The sequence below is a fragment of the Nordella sp. HKS 07 genome, assembly GCF_011046735.1.
In the GTDB taxonomy this organism is placed as follows: domain Bacteria; phylum Pseudomonadota; class Alphaproteobacteria; order Rhizobiales; family Aestuariivirgaceae; genus Taklimakanibacter.
In genome coordinates, this window is sequence record NZ_CP049258.1 from 4,261,685 (window position 1) to 4,280,251 (window position 18,567).

General features: G+C 63.5%; 16 protein-coding genes and 1 pseudogene. 5 read left to right on the forward strand and 12 right to left on the reverse strand.

The features are described 5' to 3' along the window. Window position 1: 1 nt before the first annotated feature. Window positions 2–610 (reverse strand): helix-turn-helix domain-containing protein, encoded by a 609-nt coding sequence (locus tag G5V57_RS20110; protein WP_246737296.1) that lies wholly within the window; start codon window positions 608–610, stop codon window positions 2–4. 134 nt (window positions 611–744) lie between these two features. Here G5V57_RS20110 and G5V57_RS20115 point away from each other — a divergent pair, with 134 nt between their 5' ends. The 5 genes from G5V57_RS20115 (at window position 745) to G5V57_RS20135 (ending at window position 7,555) form a co-directional block, all read left to right on the forward strand. Further along, on the forward strand, window positions 745–3,198 hold the full coding sequence (locus G5V57_RS20115) for an FAD-dependent oxidoreductase (protein ID WP_165169333.1): 2,454 nt from the start codon (window positions 745–747) through the stop codon (window positions 3,196–3,198). A gap of 95 nt (window positions 3,199–3,293) precedes the next feature. Beyond that, window positions 3,294–4,343 carry an ABC transporter ATP-binding protein gene (locus G5V57_RS20120; protein ID WP_165169334.1) on the forward strand — a complete coding sequence of 350 codons (1,050 nt, stop codon included), beginning with the start codon at window positions 3,294–3,296 and terminating at the stop codon, window positions 4,341–4,343. Between the two features lie 211 nt (window positions 4,344–4,554). Continuing rightward, a complete protein-coding gene (locus tag G5V57_RS20125; protein ID WP_165169335.1) occupies window positions 4,555–5,418 on the forward strand; it encodes an ABC transporter permease in 864 nt (287 codons plus the stop codon). Then, entirely contained in the window at window positions 5,411–6,253 is an 843-nt protein-coding gene (locus G5V57_RS20130; protein ID WP_165169336.1) for an ABC transporter permease, read from the forward strand. Before G5V57_RS20125 ends, G5V57_RS20130 begins: the two co-directional genes overlap by 8 nt. Before the next feature lie 228 nt (window positions 6,254–6,481). Then, window positions 6,482–7,555: a C45 family peptidase gene (locus G5V57_RS20135; RefSeq protein WP_165169337.1), complete on the forward strand. Its 1,074-nt coding sequence runs from the start codon at window positions 6,482–6,484 to the stop codon at window positions 7,553–7,555. Between the two features lie 6 nt (window positions 7,556–7,561). Here G5V57_RS20135 and G5V57_RS20140 read toward each other — a convergent pair whose 3' ends face one another. The 11 genes and pseudogenes from G5V57_RS20140 to G5V57_RS34485 all read right to left on the reverse strand — a co-directional run. Further along, window positions 7,562–8,437, reverse strand: coding sequence for an ABC transporter permease (locus G5V57_RS20140; RefSeq protein WP_165169338.1), 876 nt, complete (start codon window positions 8,435–8,437; stop codon window positions 7,562–7,564). After that, window positions 8,434–9,378, reverse strand: coding sequence for an ABC transporter permease (locus tag G5V57_RS20145; RefSeq protein WP_165169339.1), 945 nt, complete (start codon window positions 9,376–9,378; stop codon window positions 8,434–8,436). Before G5V57_RS20145 ends, G5V57_RS20140 begins: the two co-directional genes overlap by 4 nt. Before the next feature lie 62 nt (window positions 9,379–9,440). Continuing rightward, window positions 9,441–11,003, reverse strand: a complete 1,563-nt coding sequence (locus G5V57_RS20150; protein ID WP_165169340.1) for an ABC transporter substrate-binding protein — start codon at window positions 11,001–11,003, stop codon at window positions 9,441–9,443. Window positions 11,004–11,005: 2 nt separating this feature from the next. Then, window positions 11,006–12,010, reverse strand: coding sequence for an ABC transporter ATP-binding protein (locus G5V57_RS20155; RefSeq protein ID WP_165169341.1), 1,005 nt, complete (start codon window positions 12,008–12,010; stop codon window positions 11,006–11,008). Next, entirely contained in the window at window positions 12,007–13,029 is a 1,023-nt protein-coding gene (locus tag G5V57_RS20160) for an ABC transporter ATP-binding protein (protein ID WP_165169342.1), read from the reverse strand. The genes G5V57_RS20155 and G5V57_RS20160 overlap by 4 nt, the downstream gene beginning before the upstream one ends. 21 nt (window positions 13,030–13,050) lie before the next feature. After that, entirely contained in the window at window positions 13,051–14,094 is a 1,044-nt protein-coding gene (locus G5V57_RS20165; RefSeq protein WP_165169343.1) for a succinylglutamate desuccinylase/aspartoacylase family protein, read from the reverse strand. 88 nt (window positions 14,095–14,182) lie between these two features. Next, window positions 14,183–15,319, reverse strand: a complete 1,137-nt coding sequence (locus G5V57_RS20170) for a mandelate racemase/muconate lactonizing enzyme family protein (RefSeq protein ID WP_165169344.1) — start codon at window positions 15,317–15,319, stop codon at window positions 14,183–14,185. Between the two features lie 45 nt (window positions 15,320–15,364). Further along, a complete protein-coding gene (locus G5V57_RS20175) occupies window positions 15,365–16,096 on the reverse strand; it encodes a GntR family transcriptional regulator (protein ID WP_165169345.1) in 732 nt (243 codons plus the stop codon). Between the two features lie 152 nt (window positions 16,097–16,248). Continuing rightward, window positions 16,249–16,875 (reverse strand): ParB-like protein, encoded by a 627-nt coding sequence (locus G5V57_RS20180; protein WP_165169346.1) that lies wholly within the window; start codon window positions 16,873–16,875, stop codon window positions 16,249–16,251. A gap of 5 nt (window positions 16,876–16,880) precedes the next feature. Beyond that, window positions 16,881–17,717, reverse strand: a complete 837-nt coding sequence (locus G5V57_RS34900) for an STAS domain-containing protein (protein WP_256378592.1) — start codon at window positions 17,715–17,717, stop codon at window positions 16,881–16,883. Next, window positions 17,698–18,435, reverse strand: a pseudogene (locus tag G5V57_RS34485) (SulP family inorganic anion transporter); the annotation flags it as partial. The pseudogene G5V57_RS34485 and the gene G5V57_RS34900, both read right to left, overlap by 20 nt. Between the last annotated feature and the right edge of the window lie 132 nt (window positions 18,436–18,567).

The following is an 18,567-nucleotide window of genomic DNA, read 5'->3' on the forward strand; positions in this document are numbered from 1 at the left end:
GCTAATAGCTGGGCGGCGTGATCGCCCAGATTACCACCGCTTCCCGCTCACCGGGATTGCGGTAGCGGTGCGGCTTGGTGCTGTCGAAGCCGAAACTGTCGCCTTCCTGCAGGACGAGGTGCTTGTCACCCACCCAGAGTTCGAGCATGCCGGACAACACGATGCCGGCTTCCTCGCCCTGGTGGCTGTAAGGCTCGGCACCGCTTGCCGATCCCGGCGGAAAGCGCGAGAGCAGAAGCTCGAGTTGGCCGCGCAGGTGCGGCGACAGGAGCTCGTCGGTGATGCCGCTGGAAAAGGAGACGCGCCGCCGGTTCGCGGCGCGCACGAGCAGAGCGTGCTCTTCCGGCTCCTTAGCCCCGTCTTTGTGGAAGAACCAGCTGATCGTGACGCCGAGCGCCGTGGCGATGTCATGCAGCGCTTTGATATTGGGGAAGGCGAGACCGCGTTCGATCTCGCTCAGATAACCGACGGAAAGGCCGGTGCGTTCGGACAAGGCTTTGATGGTGATGCGCCGGGCCTTGCGCAGATCGCGGATCTCGCGCCCAGCCTGATCGGGAGATGTATTGGAGCTGGCCGCTCCGCCATTCTGGCCATGGCTTTCCTTCAGCACATGATACTCCCTGCTGACTGGTGTAACGCCATAATTGTTCACTTATGTGAAATTATCAAGCCAAAATTTCACAGTTGCGATTTTTTGATGCTTGTCGCAATCTCCCCAAAGTTACTTATAGAGGAGAGTAATTCGTGACGACAGGACAGCCCGACAGAGCGGATGTGATTATTGTGGGCGGCGGTATCGCCGGCTGTTCGGTCGCTTATCACCTGACCAAGCTCGGCATCACCGATGTCGTTCTATGCGAGCGCAAGCAGCTGACCTGCGGCACCACCTGGCATGCCGCTGGTCTCGTCACGCAGTTGCGTGCCACGCGCCGCATGACCGAGTTGGCCAAATATACGGGCGAGCTCTTCCAGACGCTCGAGGCCGAGACCGGCCAGGCGACCGGCTTCAAGAAACATGGCTCGCTGCGCGTGGCAAACACCGAAGCGCGTTTCGAGGAGTTGAGCCGTGGTGCCTCGATGGGTCGCAATTTCGGCCTCGCGGTCGAGCAGGTGACTCCCGACGACATCAAGAAGATGTGGGAGCCGATCAATACCGAGGGCGTTGTCGGCGGCTACTGGTTTCCCAATGACGGCCAGGTCAATACGGCCGACGTAACCATGGCCTATGCCAAGGGTGCGCGCATGGGCGGCGCCCGCATTCTCGAGCATACGCGGGTCAAGCGCATCCTGGTCGAAGGCGGCCGCATCGCCGGCGTCGAGACCGACAAGGGCCAGATCCGCGCCAAGCATGTGGTGATCTGCGGCGGCATGTGGTCGCGCGATCTCGCCGCCGAGATCGGTGTCGCGTTGCCGCTTCATGCCGCCGAGCATTTCTACATCGTCACTGAGCCCATTCCCGATCTGCCGAAGAAGCTGCCGGTGCTCTTCCTCGGCGATGAATGCGCCTACTACAAGGAAGATGCCGGCAAACTCCTGCTCGGCTGTTTCGAGCCCAAGGCCAAGCCTTGGGGCCATGACGGCATCCCGGAGGATTTCTGCTTCGATTCGCTGCCCGAGGACTTCGATCATTTCGAACCGATCCTCGAAATGGCGACCAAGCGCGTGCCGCTGATCGCCAATACCGGCATCCAGCTCTTCTTCAACGGGCCGGAAAGCTTCACACCCGACGACCGTTATCTTCTCGGCGAAGTGCCAGAAGTCGACGGCCTCTTCTGCGCCTGCGGCTTCAACTCCATCGGCATCCTGTCTTCGGGCGGCGTCGGCAAGGCGCTGGCCGAGTGGATCCGCGACGGCCGCCCTCCCATGGAGCTGGCGGATGTCGATGTCCGGCGTATGCAGTCCTTCCAGACCAACAAGAAATATCTCTTCGACCGCACGACCGAGACGCTGGGGCTGCTGTTCGATATGCACTGGCCTTATCGCCAGTTCGCCACCGCGCGCGATGTGAGACGCAGCCCCTTCCATGACCGGCTGCTCGCCGAAGGCGCCTTCATGACCGAGGCGGCGGGTTATGAACGGCCGGGCTTCTTCGCAGGTCCGGGCAAGACGCCGGAGATCCATTACTCCTATGGACGGCAGAACTGGTTCCATCTCTGTGGCGCCGAATGCCGCAACACGGGCGAGAATGTCACGCTTTTCGACCACAGCTGCTTCGTGAAGTTCGAGGTCGAGGGCCGCGATGCCTGCCGGGTGCTGAACCGCATCTGCGCCAACAATATCGACGTGGCGGTGGGCCGCATCGTCTATACACAGTGGCTGAACGAGCAGGGTGGCATCGAGGCCGACGTCACCGTCACGCGCCTGTCGGAGACCTCCTTCCTGATCGTCACCATTGCGGTTTCGCAAAGGCGCGATTTCGCCTGGCTGCGCCGCCACATTCCGGACGATGCCCATGTCTTCGTGAAGGATGTGACCTCGGGCATGCCGATGCTGGCGCTGATGGGGCCGAAATCGCGTGAGCTACTCAAGGCTCTGTCGCCGGCCGACTTCTCCAATGAAGCGTTTCCCTTCGGCACCAGCCGCGAGATCGATCTCGGCTATGCCCGAGTGCGCGCCAGCCGCGTCACCTTTGTCGGCGAGCTCGGCTGGGAGATCTACATGCCGACTGAGTTCGCCACCCATGTCTATGATAGCCTGGTCGAGGCGGGGGCACCTCTGGGGCTGAAGCAAGGCGGCTACTTCGCCATCAACTCGCTACGCATGGAAAAGGGGTATCGCCATTGGAGCCATGACATCGGCGAGGAAGATACACCGCTCGAAGGCGGTCTTGGCTTCGCGGTCGCCTATGACAAGCCGGGCGGTTTCATCGGCCGTGAGGCGCTGCTCAAGCAGAAGGAGGAGGGCGGTCCGCGCCGAAAGCTGGTGCAATTGATGCTGCCCGAGAAGGACGCGCCGCTGCTCTATCATCATGAGCCGCTGCGCTGGAACGGCGAGATCGTCGGCTCCGTCACTTCGGGAGCCTATGGCCATCGCATCGGCGCTTCCCTCGGCATGGGATATCTGAGCCTGCCGCAGGGGGTCAGCGAGGCATCACTTGCCGAAGCTGCTCTTGAGGTGGAGGTGGCCTGGAAGCGCTACAAGGTGAAGACGCAGTTGAAGCCCTGGTACGACCCGCAAGGCGCCCGCATCAAGGCCTGACACGAGGGACATAGGGGATGCCCGGCCCGTCATGGTTGCGCCGGCGCATTTCCCCGGCTATCCAAAATCCAGCACCATGAAGGGGATGGACTCGGGTGACAAAGCGGACGGCGCTCGAATTGGAGACTGTGCGGCGCTGCTTCGGCTCGGTCGTGGCGGTCGACAATGTATCGCTCGCGGTGGCGCCCGGCGAATTCGTGACTTTGCTCGGGCCCTCAGGCTCGGGCAAGACCTCGACCTTGCGGCTCATCGGCGGCTTCGAAGAGCTCGACGCCGGCGCCATCCGCATCAAGGGCGAGCGTGTCGACCATTTGCCGCCCTACCGGCGCGACACTGCAACCATCTTCCAGTCGGGAGCGCTCTTTCCCCATAAGACGGTGGCCGAGAACGTCGCCTATGGGCTTCGTATGCGCAAGGTCGATCGGCCGGAGCGCGACCAGCGCATCCGCCAGGCCCTCGATATCGTGCGTTTGCAGGGCTACGAGCATCGCTATCCGAGCCAGCTGTCGGGCGGTCAGAAGCAGCGCGTGGCCCTTGCCCGCTCGCTGGTGGTCAGGCCCGCCATCCTGCTCTTCGACGAGCCTTTATCGGCGCTCGATCTGTCGTTGCGCCTGCAGCTGCGCGGCGAGATCAAGCGGCTGCATGACGAGCTCGAATTCAGCGCCATTTATGTCACCCATGACCAGGGCGAGGCGATGGCCATGTCGAGCCGTGTCGCGGTCATGAACAAGGGCGGCATCGAGCAGATCGACCGGCCGGAGACGATCTTCCACGACCCCGCCAATGAATTCGTCTTTACCTTCATCGGGGAGAGCTGTTGTTTTCCGGTGCGCCGGGCCGGCGGCGAGGTCACCGACCGGCAGGGACATGCCGTGGCGCTCACACTAAAGGACAACCTGCCGCAAGGCGAGGCGCGGCTCTATATAAGACCGTCCCGGCTCAAGCTCGCAAGTGAGGCCGCGGGCCTGCCCAACCGGCTCAAGGCGACCATCCACTTCATCGAATTTCTCGGCGACGTGCACCGCTATCATCTGAAGGCCGGCGCGCTCGAGGTCTTCGCCGATCATGCGGGAACGATCGGCCACGCGGTCGGGGATCTGGTGGAGGTCGGCTGGCGCAGCGAAGACATGAAGGTCTTTCGATGAGGAGCTCTCTCCGCGTTTCCCCTTCTCCCGCTTGCGGGAGAAGGTGGCCGATAGGCCGGATGAGGGTGTTGGGCGGTCAATCACGCGCGCAGCCCGCAATAACCGGACTTGAACTCGAGTTTCATCGGTCAGGTCGACAATTCTCCAAGGACACCCTCATCTGCCCTTCGGGCACCTTCTCCCGCAAGCGGGAGAAGGAGGAAGTTACTTCATGACTTCCCGAGGCAAAAAGCAGCGCACGGCTCTGCTGCTTCTGCTGCCGGCGCTGGTGATCGTGCTGATCCTCTTCGGTCTGCCGACGCTCTTCATGGCGCGGATGAGCTTCAATCTCCATCCCGATCAGCGCCTCTATGTGCCGGGCTTCACTTTCGATCACTATGTCCAACTGATCTCCAACCGGGTTTTCACCAACGCCATCTGGACCACGGTGAAGCTCGCTCTGATGGCGACCTTCGCCACGGTGGCAATCGGCTACGCCTTCGCGCTGCTTGTGTGGCTGAAGCCGCCGCGCTGGCGCCTGCTGCTCATCGGCCTGGCGCTGTGTCCGCTGCTCATCTCCGAGATCGCCATCATCTTCGGTTGGTGGATGTTCTTCCCCAAGAACGGCCTCTTAAGCTACGCGCTCGTCTCGCTCGGTCTCGTCACCGACAAGGTCAGCCTGATGTACACCGAGTTTGCCGCCTTTGTCGGCCTCATCTATGTGACGCTGCCCTATTGCTTCTTCATCCTGCTGTCGATCTTCGACGGCGTCGACAAGCGTATGATCGAGGCGAGCGCCGATCTCGGCGCCCCGCCTTTGACCACCTTCCGGGAAGTCCTGCTGCCCTTGACCTGGACCGGGCTTCTGGTCGCCTTCTCGCAATCCTTCATCTGGACCATGGGCACCTATGCGACGCCGTCGGCGCTCGGTCCCGACACGCTGTGGACGGTCGGCTATCTGATCCAGGAGCAGATGCTCGGCAAGCACAACTGGCCGCTGGCCGCGGCCTTTTCCATGGTTCTGGTTCTGGGTGTGGCTGCGGTCATCGTGCTGACCCGCATGCTCATGCCGAAACGGGCCTCTTATCATGTCTGAGATCGCGCGCCGTCGCGGCTTCGAGCCCGTCATGCTGAAGGCGCTAGGCGCCGCCTTCATCGTCTTTATTGTCGCCTATATCCTGATCCCGGTTCTGGTCACGCTGGTCATGTCGTTCAACGACGCCTCGATGATCCGCTTCCCGATCAGTGCCTGGTCGCTCAAGTGGTATCAGGACTTCTTCGCCAGCCCGCAATGGAACGATGCGCTGAAGAGCAGCGTGATCATTGCTGTCGGCACGGCCGTCATATCCACCACCTCCGGCATATTGGCGGCCTGGGCCTTCGAGCGCTTCCCCATCCCCTTCAAGAACGCGCTCTATATTCTGATCATGCTGCCGCTTTTTATGCCGGGCGTGGTGCTGGGTCTCGGCATCGCCATGACGTTCGGCGGCGTCCAGATCGCGGGTTTCAATGTCTACGGCTCGCGCGCGCTGGTGATGGTGGCTCATTCGCTTTGGGCCATGCCGCTGGTCTTCATGCTGATGGAAGCGACCTTCCGCACCGTCGATTACCGGGTGGTCGAGGCGTCCTACGATCTCGGCGCCAGCCCCTTGCGCACCTTCTTCGAGATCGTCGTACCGATGGTGTCGACCGGCGTCATCTCCTCGGCGCTCTTCGCCTTCGTGATCTCGCTCAACGAATTCGTGATGGCGCTGTTCCTCACCGACCGCGATACCCAGACCATGCCGGTTCTGATGTGGCTGAGCCTGCGCTCCGCCGGCACGCCAAGGCTCGCGGTGGCCTCCGTCATCCTGGCGCTGACCGTTTTCGCCTGTCTCGCCTTCATCATGGTCTGGTATGTGCGCCAGCTGCGCAAGGTGAGCAGGGGCTAGCCGCCTATATTCGCGCGAAGACCTCGCCGGCAAGTTGCGCATGGCGAATGGAGCACGCTCCTCTCTGCCTTCTTCAGTACTTGAGCCCATCCTGGCAGGAGACCTCTCCGGTCCGTACACAGCCGGACTCTGGACATTCCGACCGTGCCGTCCGATGACTATGTACGCACACTTTTGAGCAAGACGCCGGATCTCGGCGCGCATTCTGGAATGGGGACTCGTTAGAACATGATTGTCATCGATTGTCGCGGAACCGGTCGGGAGCGGGGCCGAGCCCATGGCGAATCGGCGCGCGACCTCGTGCAAGCGGCGCTGGCGCGCTGGCACGAGGCGACGCTTGGGGAAGGGGCCGGCGCCGCCGCCCTCAAGGGCTACGTGGCCGGCTTCCTGGCGGGCACGGCGCTCATTCAACGCATCGAAAGCGAGGTCCCCGATCTGATGGAAGAGATCCGCGGCATCGCGGAAGGGGCCGATGTGCCGTTCGACATCATCGCGGCCTATAATCTGATGGACGAGCAGTGGTGGTACGATCTCGAGAACCCGCCGCACGTCGAGCCCGGCTGCAGCGTGCTGTCGACGGCGCAGCGCAATGAAGGGAGGCTGCTGGCCCAGAACATGGACCTGCCCTCCTTCATGGATGGCTCGCAGGTCGTCCTGCGTATCAGGCCGGCGGATGCGCCGGAAGCGCTGGTCCTGAGCTCGGCCGGTCTCATCGGCCTCACCGGTGTCAGCCATGCCGGCTTCGGCATCTGCGTGAACACGCTACTGATGCTCAATCACAACAAGGCCGGACTGCCGGTCGCGGCGGTTTTCCGGGGAGCGCTGGCGCAGGCGAGTGCTGAGGAGGCGGTCCGCTTCGTGCGGTCGGTTCCCCATGCCAGCGGACAGCATTATGCGGTTGCCGACAAGGACGGCGTTACCGGACTTGAATGCTCAGCGCGGGGCTCGGCGGTCAGCGCCGCCCGCGGGGCGGCGGCCGCGCTCGCGCATACGAACCATCCGCTGACGAGCACCGATATCGCGCCGGCCTCGCTGGCGATCCTCGAAGCACACGGTCGCGTGGCCGAGTCGCGTCGGCGTCTGGGCTTTGTCGACGGTCGGATGGCGCCGGCCATGTCGGTGGAGGAGGCAAAGCACATTCTGTCCGATCGGACGACACCGATCTGCATACTGCCGATGCAGGAGCGGCCGGGATCGACCTTCGGGTCGGTTGTCTTTTCACTGTCCGAAACGACTAAGGCGCAGTTCTGCCTTGGCGCTCCCGACACCGGAGCGTGGCATGAGGTCCACTGGACGGCGTGACGATACTCACTTATCGCCGCTTTCATAGTAATCGCTGAGGCCGTCGCCGAGCAGGTTGAGACCGAGGATGATGGCCGACACGGTGAGGCCGACGGTGACCGCGAGCGAGGGCTGGATGGCGAGGAAGTTCTGCGCCTCGCGCAGCATCGATCCGAAGGACGGGTAGGGCGGCTGCACGCCGAGGCCCAGGAAGGAAAGCGCCGCTTCCCACATGATCGCCTGGGCGCCGTCGAAGCTCGCGATGATGATGAGGGGCCCGACCATGTTCGGCAGCACTTCACTGAGCAGAATGCGGGTTTCGCTCAGTCCCAGCCCGCGCGCCGCCTGGATGAATTCCCGCTCGCGCAGTTGTATGGCGACACCCCGCGCCACCCGGGCGAAATCGGGCACGGCGGCAAGGCCGACCGCGATCATCGCATTGGTGAGCGAAGGGTTGAGCAACGCCACGATGACGATGGCGACGAGGACGGTCGGAAAGCCCTGCAGGATCTCGATGACACGCGACAGCACGAGATCGGTCAAGCCGCCGATGCCGCCGGCGAAAAGCCCGAACAGCGTGCCGAACACGCCGCCGATGAGGACGACGATAAGAAAGGCCTGGGCCGCGACGCCGGCAGACCCGAGCAGCCGGCTCAGCACGTCGCGGCCGAGCGCGTCGGTGCCCAGCCAATAGATCGCGTTGGGCGGCTGCAGCGCCTGGGTGAGATTGGTGTCGGTCATGGAGTGGGGCGCCAGCCATGGACCGAATAGGGCGGCGACTAGGAACAACGCCACGAGAAGCACCGCCACCGGCGACCGCCGCAGGATGTAGGCCAGGGAGCCTTTTTGCGGGCGAGTAATCGGCGCCGCGGGGGCGTCTTGTTGCGTGGAGAGGTTGGTCATCTGGTGCGGATCCGGGGATCGATCAGCGTATAAGCAAGATCGATGAGAAGATTGACGACGACATAGCCGGTGGCGGCGATCAGCACGACGCCCTGGATCACCGGATAGTCGCGGTTGAGCACGGCGTTCATGCCGAGGCGCCCGAGGCCGGGGATCGAGAAGATGATCTCGATCACAATGGCGCCGGAGATCAGCACGCCGAGCTGCAGGCCGATATAGGTGACGGTGGGAATGAGTGTATTGGGCGCCACATGCTGGAGCAGGATGCGCCATGGCCCCGCACCCTTGGCGCGCACCGTGTCGATATAATCCTCGCGTAGGACCCCTGCCGCGGTCACGCGCACGAAGCGTACCAGCGAGGGAACGAGATAGATGGCAAGCGTCAGCACAGGCAGGACCATGGCGCGAAGATTACCGGAAACGCTGCGCGACATTGGTACGTAGCCGCCCGATGGCAGCAGCCTGAAGGTCATCGAGAACAGCACGATGAGCAGGAGGCCGACCCAGAAGCCCGGCACCGAGATGCCGAGCGTGACGAGGCCCGACAGCGGCCGCGTCCACCAGCGGTCGCGGTTCTGGGCCAGGATCAGGCCCATGGGAATGGCGATGACGACGGCGAGCGCAAGGCTCAGAGCCGCGAGCTCGAGTGTCGGCGGCAGAGCGGCGAGAACCAGGTCGTTGACGGGCTTGAAGCTGAGATTGGATGTGCCGAGATTTCCCTGCAGCATCTCCTTGAGCCAGATGGCGTAGCGGATGGGCAGCGGCTTATCGAGGCCCATCTGCTCGGTGACGGCGGCGATACGTTCCGGCGTCGCCAGATTGCCGAGCAGCACCGCGGCCGGATTACCGGGCGCCAAAGCGGTGGCGAAGAAAGCGAGGGCGCTGACGCAAAAAAGCGTCACCACACCGCCGAGAATGCGCACCAGGAGATAGATTGCCATGCACTTTTCCCGAACGCGGCGCCGACCTTGGAAGTCGGCGCCTCTGTTCGTAGGAGTTTACGTTAGAGCGCGATCTTCTTGTAGTCGTCGATGCCGCTCGGCCCGATGACGAGTGACTTGGACGCCTCGCTGCCGAGGAAGAACAGCGGCAGATGATCGATGGTGATCTGCGGCATTTCCTCGAGCAGCAGCTTCTGCAGCTCCTGATAGAGCTCGACCTGCTTCTTGGGCTCGATCTCGGCCGCCGCCTTGGCGACGAGATCGGCATAGCCGGGCGGGTTCCACAAGGAGACATTGGCGGTGGGAGCGAGATTGGGCGAGTTGAACATGCTCGCCGGATCCTCAGGGCCCGTATTGTAGTTGTTGGTGGTGAGGTCGTAGTCGGGCTTGGTCAGGATGCGATCGATCCACACAGTGATCTCGAGATCGCGCACGGTCACCTTGTGGCCGATGCGGTTGAGGTTGTCCTGCAGGATGAGCGCCATCGACTTGAGCGAGTCGAAGCCGGTGGGCGTGAGGATCTCCATCGTCAGCGGCTTGTCCTTGCTGAAGCCCGCTTCCGCGAGGAGCGCCGCCGCCTTCTCGAGATCGAATGGATATTGCTCGGCCGAATCCGGCAGATAGGTCGCCATTTCGGGCGGTACCGGATTGATGGTCGGGCGCGCGAAGCCGAACCAGATCGACTTGGTATAGGCCGCACGGTCGAAGGCGAAGGCCAATGCCTGGCGCACGCGCTTATCGTCGAAGGGCGCGCGCTTGGTGTTGATGTTGAAATTCTCGTAGAGCACATAGGGCTTGGTCTGGATGATCGCGATGCCGGCCATGGACTGCGCCTGGATGACGTCCTTGCCTTCGACAAGCGCCACCATCTGCAGGCTGCCATCCTGGAGGCCGGCGAGGCGTGCCTGTGAATCCGGCACGATGCGCCATTCGATGGCCGCGACCTTGGGCGCCTCGCGATGGCCGTCATATTTCTCCACCCGGATGCGGTCGCCCGGCGCCCAGTTGGCGAATTTGAATGGGCCGGTGCCGACGGGGGCGGTGGTGATCGTGCCGATGCTCGCCTCATTGACGATCTGGATCACCGCCAGATTGGCGAGAAGGCCAGGCACCGTGTGGGCGAGCGTCAGGACGACGGTCTTGTCGTCCTTGGCCTCTACATTGGAGATGGCGGTGAGTTGCGGCGCGAAGGGGCTGCCCACCTTGGGATCCTGCACGCGCTTGATCGAATAGACGACATCGGCGGCGGTGAAGGGCGAGCCATTGTGCCAGGTGACGCCGGACTTCAGAGCGAAAGTCCAGGTGAGGCCGTCGTCTGACTTCTGCCAGCTCTCCGCCAGCATCGGATCGGCCGCGAGAGTCTCCGGATTGATGAAGACGAGCGCCTCGAAGACCGTCGAGCGTATGGTGTGGCGGAACACGTCGAGCGGCGACATCTGCGGATCGAGCGTCTTGATGTCGCTCGAGATGCCCACCACCAGGTCTCCGCCTTCGGCAAGCGCCGTCGTGGCGAAGCCGAAGCTTCCCGCCATGGCGGCGAAGGCCGATCCGCCGAGGAGCTTGAGGAACTGCGCGCGGTTCATCACCGCGGCTCCGGATAGTCCTGTCTTTGTTGTTTTAGTCACGTCTACCTCCCTATGCTCTCTTGCTTTGCGAGTGGAAAATGACAGGCGACCAGACGGCCGCCGGCCTGAGTTAAAAGTGTGGGTTCGCTCGTGGCGCAAAGGGCCTGCGCATAAGGACAGCGCGTATGGAAGCGGCAGCCTCTGGGCGGGGCGAGCGGGCTCGGAATATCACCTTCAAGCACGATCTCCTTGCGCGTCAGATGCGCATCGGGATCGGGCATCGGAATCGCCGACAGCAGCGCTTCCGAATAAGGATGCAACGGCGCCGCATAGAATTGATCGGCGGGTGCCAGCTCGACGAGACGGCCGAGATACATGACACCGACGCGATCCGAGACATGCCGGATGACACCCAGATCATGCGAGATGAAGATGACGGTGAGCCCCAGCTCCGCCTGCAGATCCTTGAGCAGATTGAGGATGTCGGCCTGAACCGAGACGTCGAGGGCGGAGACGGGTTCGTCGGCGACGATCAGCCGGGGGCCGACGGCGAGGGCTCTGGCGATGCCGACGCGCTGGCGCTGTCCACCCGACAACTCGCGCGGGCGCCGGTCCATGAATTGCGGGGCGAGGCCGACACGCTCGAGAAGCCGCGCGATCTCGGCCCGTCGTTCGCTTCGGCTGGTGCCGCCAGCGCGCAGATCGAGCGCCGCGTCGAGTATCTGGCCGATCCGCTTGCGCGGATTGAGGCTGGCATAGGGATCCTGGAAGATGAGCTGTAGCTGCCGCCGCAGCGGCTTGAGCGCCTTGGGCGAGCGATGGGTAATGTCCTCGCCGGCGAATTCGAGCTTGCCCTGATCCGGCTCGACGAGGCGGACGATGCAACGCGCCAGCGTGGACTTGCCGCAGCCGGATTCACCGACCAGACCCAGTGTCTCGCCTTGCGCGACGTCGAAGGAAACATCGTCCACCGCATGGACCTGGCCGCGCCGGCCACCGAGCCAGCCACCCTTGACGGCGAAATATTTGCGCAAGCCGGTGATGCGGACGAGGGGCGTATCGCTCATCGCCGGGCCTCCTCGCGGAGGCGGCCCAGGGTCTCACGCTTCACCTCAGGTGTAAGCCAGCAGCGATCGAGATGCCCCCTATCGGTTCCCGATGCCGTGAGCGGGGGAAGGCTGCGACATTGTCCGAGAGCGAAGTCGCAGCGCGGCAGGAAAGCGCAGCCTTGCGGCCGGCCTTCGCTGAGGATCGGCGGCACACCTCTGATCGAGGGCAGACGCACGCCGCGCGCCCGATTGGCGGCGGGCATCGAGGCGAGAAGCCCGGCGGTATAGGGATGCTGGGGGGCATGGAACAGCGCGCGAACCGCGCCGATCTCGACGCAGCGCCCGGCATACATCACCATCACCCGGTCGGCGATCTCGGCCACGATGCCCAGATCATGGGTGATGAGGATCAAGCCCATCCCGTATTCGGCCTTGAGCTGCATGATCAGCGCCAGGATCTGCTTTTGCGTGGTGACGTCGAGCGCTGTTGTCGGTTCGTCGGCGATGAGGAGGGAGGGCGAGCAGGCGAGCGCCATGGCAATCATGGCGCGCTGGCGCATGCCGCCTGAGAATTGATGCGGATAGTCGTCGATCCGTGCTTCGGGGTTGGGGATCCCGACCTGCCGCAGCAATTCGAGCGTGCGGCGTCGGATCTCCGGCGGCGACTGCTTCGTATGCAGGGACATGACCTCGCCGATCTGCCGCCCGATGCGGTGCAGCGGGTTGAGCGAGGTCATGGGGTCCTGGAAGATCATCGCGATGCCGGCGCCTTGCACTTGCCGCAGCTCATGGGGCGCGAGCTGCACAAGGTCGCGCCCGTCGAATCGGATTGCGCCGGATACATCGAAGCGTGGGTCCTGCCGGGTAAGGCCGATGATCGAGCGGGCCGTCACGGTCTTGCCGCAGCCCGATTCCCCCACGATGCAGAGCACTTCACCCTTCGCCACCGAGAATGACACGTCGTCGACCAGCACGGCGTCACGCCCGCCCGCGAGACGGACGGTGAGGTTGCGGATGTCGATGAGCGCCTCAGACATGATGCGAGGAGCTTCCCTTGATTAGCCGGCGGCCAGTCTGTCGTCGTAATCGGTCATGATGACCGCGACCGGATCGCCGCGCTTGATGCGCCCGGGTCCGGCCGCCATCCAGACTACTCCGTCGCGCGGATAACGCACCTCTATCGATGGTCGATCGGCATCCTCGACGAAATGCAGCCAGCCCGCAGGCTCACCGGCCTTCACGGCATCGCCCACCACATTGCCGGGCTCGAACAGGGCGCCGGCAGGCGAAAAGGCATAGCAGGTCTGATCGCGCACCATCATATGGCGGGTCGCTTCCGAGCCGTCGCGCTGACGCGTGTCCGGCTTGCCTTCGAGGACGTTGAAATGCTTGAGGACATTGTCGATGCCGCGCCTTGCGATGCGCACGCCCTCGACATTGACCCGGCCCCAGCCGCCGAGCTCGGTGCCGAGCGAGATGATCTGGCGGCGCTCGACGCAGGAGGTGAAGGTGGCGCCCTCATCGACACCCCAGAACACGACATTGTAGGGCGCGCCGAAGGCCGCCGCCGCGGCCATGGTCTGCTTCCGCCTTTCGGGATCGGCGAGGTAATGCATGTTGGTCGACAGAGCCGAGTCGAAGGAGTGTCCAGCCGTGTGCATGTCGAGCGACACATCGGCGAAGGGCAAAACATGGCTGTCGAGGAAATGCGCCAGCATCTCCGAGAATGTGCCGCGCGGATTGCCGGGAAAACAGCGATTCATGTCTCGCTCATCGACCGGGCTGAGCCGCGTATCATTGAGGACAGCGGGAATATTGAAAGCCGGAATCATGATCACCCGGCCCTGAATGCGGGCGGGATCGAGCGTGTGGGCGAGACGCGATATGGCGATCGGCCCTTCATACTCATCGCCATGGATACCGCCAGTGAGGAGGATCGTCGGGCCTGAGCCATTCTTGAAGGAGTAGATGGGAATTTCGACGACGCCCCAGCCCGAATTGTTGCGCGACAAAGGCGCCCTGAGCACGCCCGCCTGGCGGCCGGCCTTGTCGAAGTCGATCGGATTGGTGACCCGCGACCGCTCCGGCTTCACGTCACTCATTATATATCCTCCCAGGAGCCTTTATCTCCAGTTTCCGCATACGGTATACTGAATGTCAAGACACTCTCCCCTTGAGGGCGAGGATCCCTCATCCGAGGACCGCGTCGGCATTGCGGGTAAGCTCGCGCAGGGCGCCGTGATCAAGCTTGATGCCAAGGCCTGGCGCATCGGGAATGGCCAGCATGCCGTCCTCATCGAGCCGCCAACCCCCTTCGGTGATGTCATCGACATAGGGAGAGCCGCCGATATATTCGACGAGCTCCGCCGTCGGGATGGCGGCCGCGATCTGCAGGTCGGCGGCGAGGCCGACCGCGGTGTTCCAGCCGTGGCCGATATATTGGATGCCGAATTCATTGGCCAAGCGGGCGATCTGGATCTGCTCCGATATGCCGCCGACCTTGGTGACGTCCGGCTGCACGATGTCGAGGGCGCGGCTTTCGAACCAGGGCAGGTAGTTTTGCCTTCGGGTGATGCATTCGCCGGTCGCGATCGGCACCGGGCTCCTCTGGCGCAGCTGCTTGAAGTCTTCGAGCGCGTCCGGTACCAGCGCCTCCTCGAACCAGCGCACATCGTAGTCCTTGAGCATCTGGGCCGTGTTGACGGCCCAGTTGAGCCCATTGGGCCAGAAGGCGTCGCTCGCTCCCGCATCGACCATCAGCAGACAGTCATCGCCCGCACCTTCGCGCGCCGCGCGCACGATCTCTTCGTCGAGCTTGCGGCTTTCGCGGCGGCCGAACGGACCCCAGCCGATCTTGATCGCGCGGAAACCCTGCGCGCGATAGAAAGCGGTGCGCTCTCGCATCAGATCGGGCATTTCCATGAGGATCGAGGCATAGGCCTTCACTTTGTCGCGATAGCGTCCGCCGAGCAGGCGGCCGATCGGCTGGCCCGTCACCTTGCCGAAAATGTCCCAGAGCGCGATGTCGATGCCTGAAATCGCATGGGTGAGGCTGCCGCCGCGGCCCATCCAGAAGGTATTCTGATGCAGTTTCTCAGCGACCCGCATCGGCTCGACGCTCTCGCCGATGAGGAGCGGGCGCAGCACGCCGAGCGCCGCTTCGACAAGGCGCGCATCGGTGAAGACGCTGCCGATGCCGACATGGCCTTCGTCGGTCTTGATGACCACCAGCGCATGCACAGAATCCTCAGGCCGGATCTCATTGCTCCATCCACCTTTGGGCGATTTGCCGAAAAGGCCGAGACAGTCGACGGATTGGATCTTCATGGAGGCGTCCTGCTTGTTGTGTTCCGTGAAAGCGATCCGGAGCGATCAGCTCTTGTGCGAACGGGTCCGGCTAGCGGGATCGGAGAAGTGCTTCTTCAGCACATCGTCTATGTCTTTCACCGAGCCGTTGCGGACGAATTCGACGAGTTGCTCGTGGAGCTTGACTTCGCCGGTCCGGTCCTTGGTGTTGATCCAGTCGCGGCAGAAGATGATCAGCATGTGCTGGGCGAGACCTTCCCAGATCTTGGCGGCGAGCACATTGCCGGAGTGGCGCGCGACCGCGCGGTGGAAATCGAGGTCGATCGAGCCCAGGATCACCGGATCGCCGGAGCCCGAAAGCTTGCGCATCTGGCCGACGATGGCCTCGAGCTCGCCGATGAGCGGCGCCCGGCTCCTGCCCGACCGCATCACATGCTGGAAGATGATCTTCTCGATCGCGAAGCGCAGCTCGAACAGCTCATTGATCCGCTCGGGACCATAGTCGGTGACGCGCAGGCCCCGCTGTTCGCTTTCCACCAGAATGCCGCGCAGCAGGAGCTTCTGCATCGCCTCGCGGGCGGGAACGCGGCTGACACTGAGGGCCTGGGCGAGTTCGGCCTCGGTGATGCGCTCGCCGGCCGCCTTGTCGCCCATGGCAATGGCCATGATAAGGCGTTCCTCGACCTCGTCCGCCGTCGTCTTACTGCGTTCGATGGGAGAAAGCGGCGAGGCCGACGCGCCAGGGGACCAGCCTTTGACCGGGCTTTTGCGCGGGCGCGCCTTGGAATATGTGACCATGCTTCTGCGTGCTCTTCTGGGCGACCTGACATGTCACCACTCGTCAAAGTTACCCTCTAGCATACGGTATACTATAGTCAATTGTATCGTTCGGATACCCAGCGAAATCGCGAAGATTGCTGCGCGATCCGTTCTTCAATGAAAAATTTAGTTCAATCCTCGTTGATCGGGCCGCACCAGCCGGGCAGGTAATTCGCCTCCGGCTTGCGGGCGAGGGTGAGGGCCTGCTTGAGAGCGCGTTCGAAATTCTCGTCCACCACCGCCAGCTTGATGCGTCGGCGCAGGAAATCCGCCCACATGAACTCGCTGAAGGGCAGGGCGTCCTTGGCATAGCCGCCGGCGCGGCGCAGGGCCCCGGCAAGCGAGCGATAGGGATCATCGACGAGGTCGACCAGGGAAACGGGGATATCCGCAAAAGCGCGGAGTTTTCCGGTTGCGTCGAAGGGGTGCGCCAGGCCGCGCTGGCCCAGCACCGTCCAGAATGCATCCTTCTGCAAATGGCCGAAATCGGCAAACACGGTGGTCAGCACATGCTCGACACCTTCCTGGTGGAGCGCCAGCGCCAGGTGATGGTGATCGATCACATAGGGCCGCTGTTTCGGCCCCATGACGATCGGGATCATATGGCGGCCGAGGAACGTCGCTGCGTGCTTGCCATGCTCGCGGCGCCAGCGCCGGCGCTTGTCGGCGACCTCGCGCATGCCGACGGTGATCTGTGTCGGGCGCAGATCGAGGATCCGGGTCGGTTTGACAAAGGGATCGCGGCTATGGCTTTGCATGGCTGTCATCCTTTGGACGAGAGCGCCCTCACGGCCTCATCGACACTATGCAGGAGATGGCCGGATCCGAGCTCGGCGAGAATGCCGAAGCGCTCGAGCGCCGATTGCGCGCGGACCGATTCGAGCCGGGCGATGGCGAAGCGGATCTTTGCCGCCTTGCAATGGTTGATGACATCGATCAGCGCCTGCGCGGCCGTGAAGTCGATATCGGCGATGCCGCTCGCTTCGAGCACGACCAGCTGCGGCTGCGGCCTTCGGGCGTCGATGGCTGCGATCATGCCGGTCTTGAATGTCTCGGCATTGGCGAAGAGCAGCGGCGCCTGGAAGCCGATGACCGCTACATCTTCCTGTGTTTCCTCATGCGGCGATGCTCCCGCCGGCCACCACACGGTCGTGCCCGGGATCCGATGGAGCTCGAGCGGATGCGTATGGGTCGTCATCCACACGCCATGGAGCAGCGATAGGCCGATGCCGATCGCCACACCCGCCTGGATCGGCAGCAGGACGATGGCGATGGCGGTGAGCGCCACCAGCACGAATTCGAGCGGCGCCTCGCGGGCGATCCGGGCCATGTCGCCAAGGCGGAATATGCGCTGAGCGACAAAGAGGAGAACACCGGCGAGGGCGGCCTGCGGCACGTGGGCAAGGAGAGCGCCGCCCCACAGGGCCAGAGCGAGCACGATGAAGGCGGCGGCCAGCGCGGCGAGCTGCGAGGCGCCGCCGGCTTCCGCCACAACCGCGGTGCGTGGCGGGCTGGCATTGATGGGGGAATGCGCCGCCGAGCGCGGAGAGGAGATTGCCGGCTCCGATCCCGATGAAGTCGCGATTGGTGCCCAGTGCATGCCGCTCTGGCCCCGGGAAAGAATGGATGACCGCGGCGGTCTGCATCATGATGATGAGCGTCAGAATCAAGGCCAGAGGCAGCAATTGGCGCAAGTCGTCGAGATCAGGCAGGATCGGCTGCGGCAGGCCACCCGGCAGAACGCCGAGCACGGCGACGCCCTTGGTCTCGAGATCGAATGTGATAACCGCCAGAGTGGCCAGGATCAGGGCGAGCAGGGCGCCGGGAATGCGCATATCGATGCGTTCGGCGGCGAGGATGATCAGGCACACGCCGAGCCCGATCGTCGCGGTGTAGGGATTGATCGTACCAAATTGTTGAATGATCGCCAGCGCGCGCGCCGGCAAATTGTCGCCTGCCGTTGTGACGCCAAAGAGCGCTGGCAGCTGCGAGACGACAATATGGACAGCGATGCCGGCGAGGAATCCGGTGATGATCGGTGTCGACAGGAGATGTGCCACCCAGCCGAGCTTGAGGCTGCCGGCGAGGATGAGCATCAAACCCACCAGGAGAGCGAGGGCCATCGCCGATGCCGCAAGCGATGTCGTGCCGGTGGCTGCGAGCGCCGCGAGGGCTCCCGCGAAGATCGGCGTTATTGTTGAATCCGCACCCGCCGTCAGCACCCGGCTCGCGCCCAGGGCCGCGAAACCAAGCGTGGCGCCGATGAAGGCGTAGAAGCCGATCTGGGGCTCGAAGCCGCCGAGCCGGGCGGTCGCCATCTGCTCGGGGATGGTGATGGCGGCGAGCGTCAGCCCGACCTGGAGGTCGTGGCCCGCTCGCGCGAGGCTCGAACCCCGGAGGGAGGTGAACAGGCGCAGGGAAGAAAGGTCATTCACGGCATCGCCATGAAC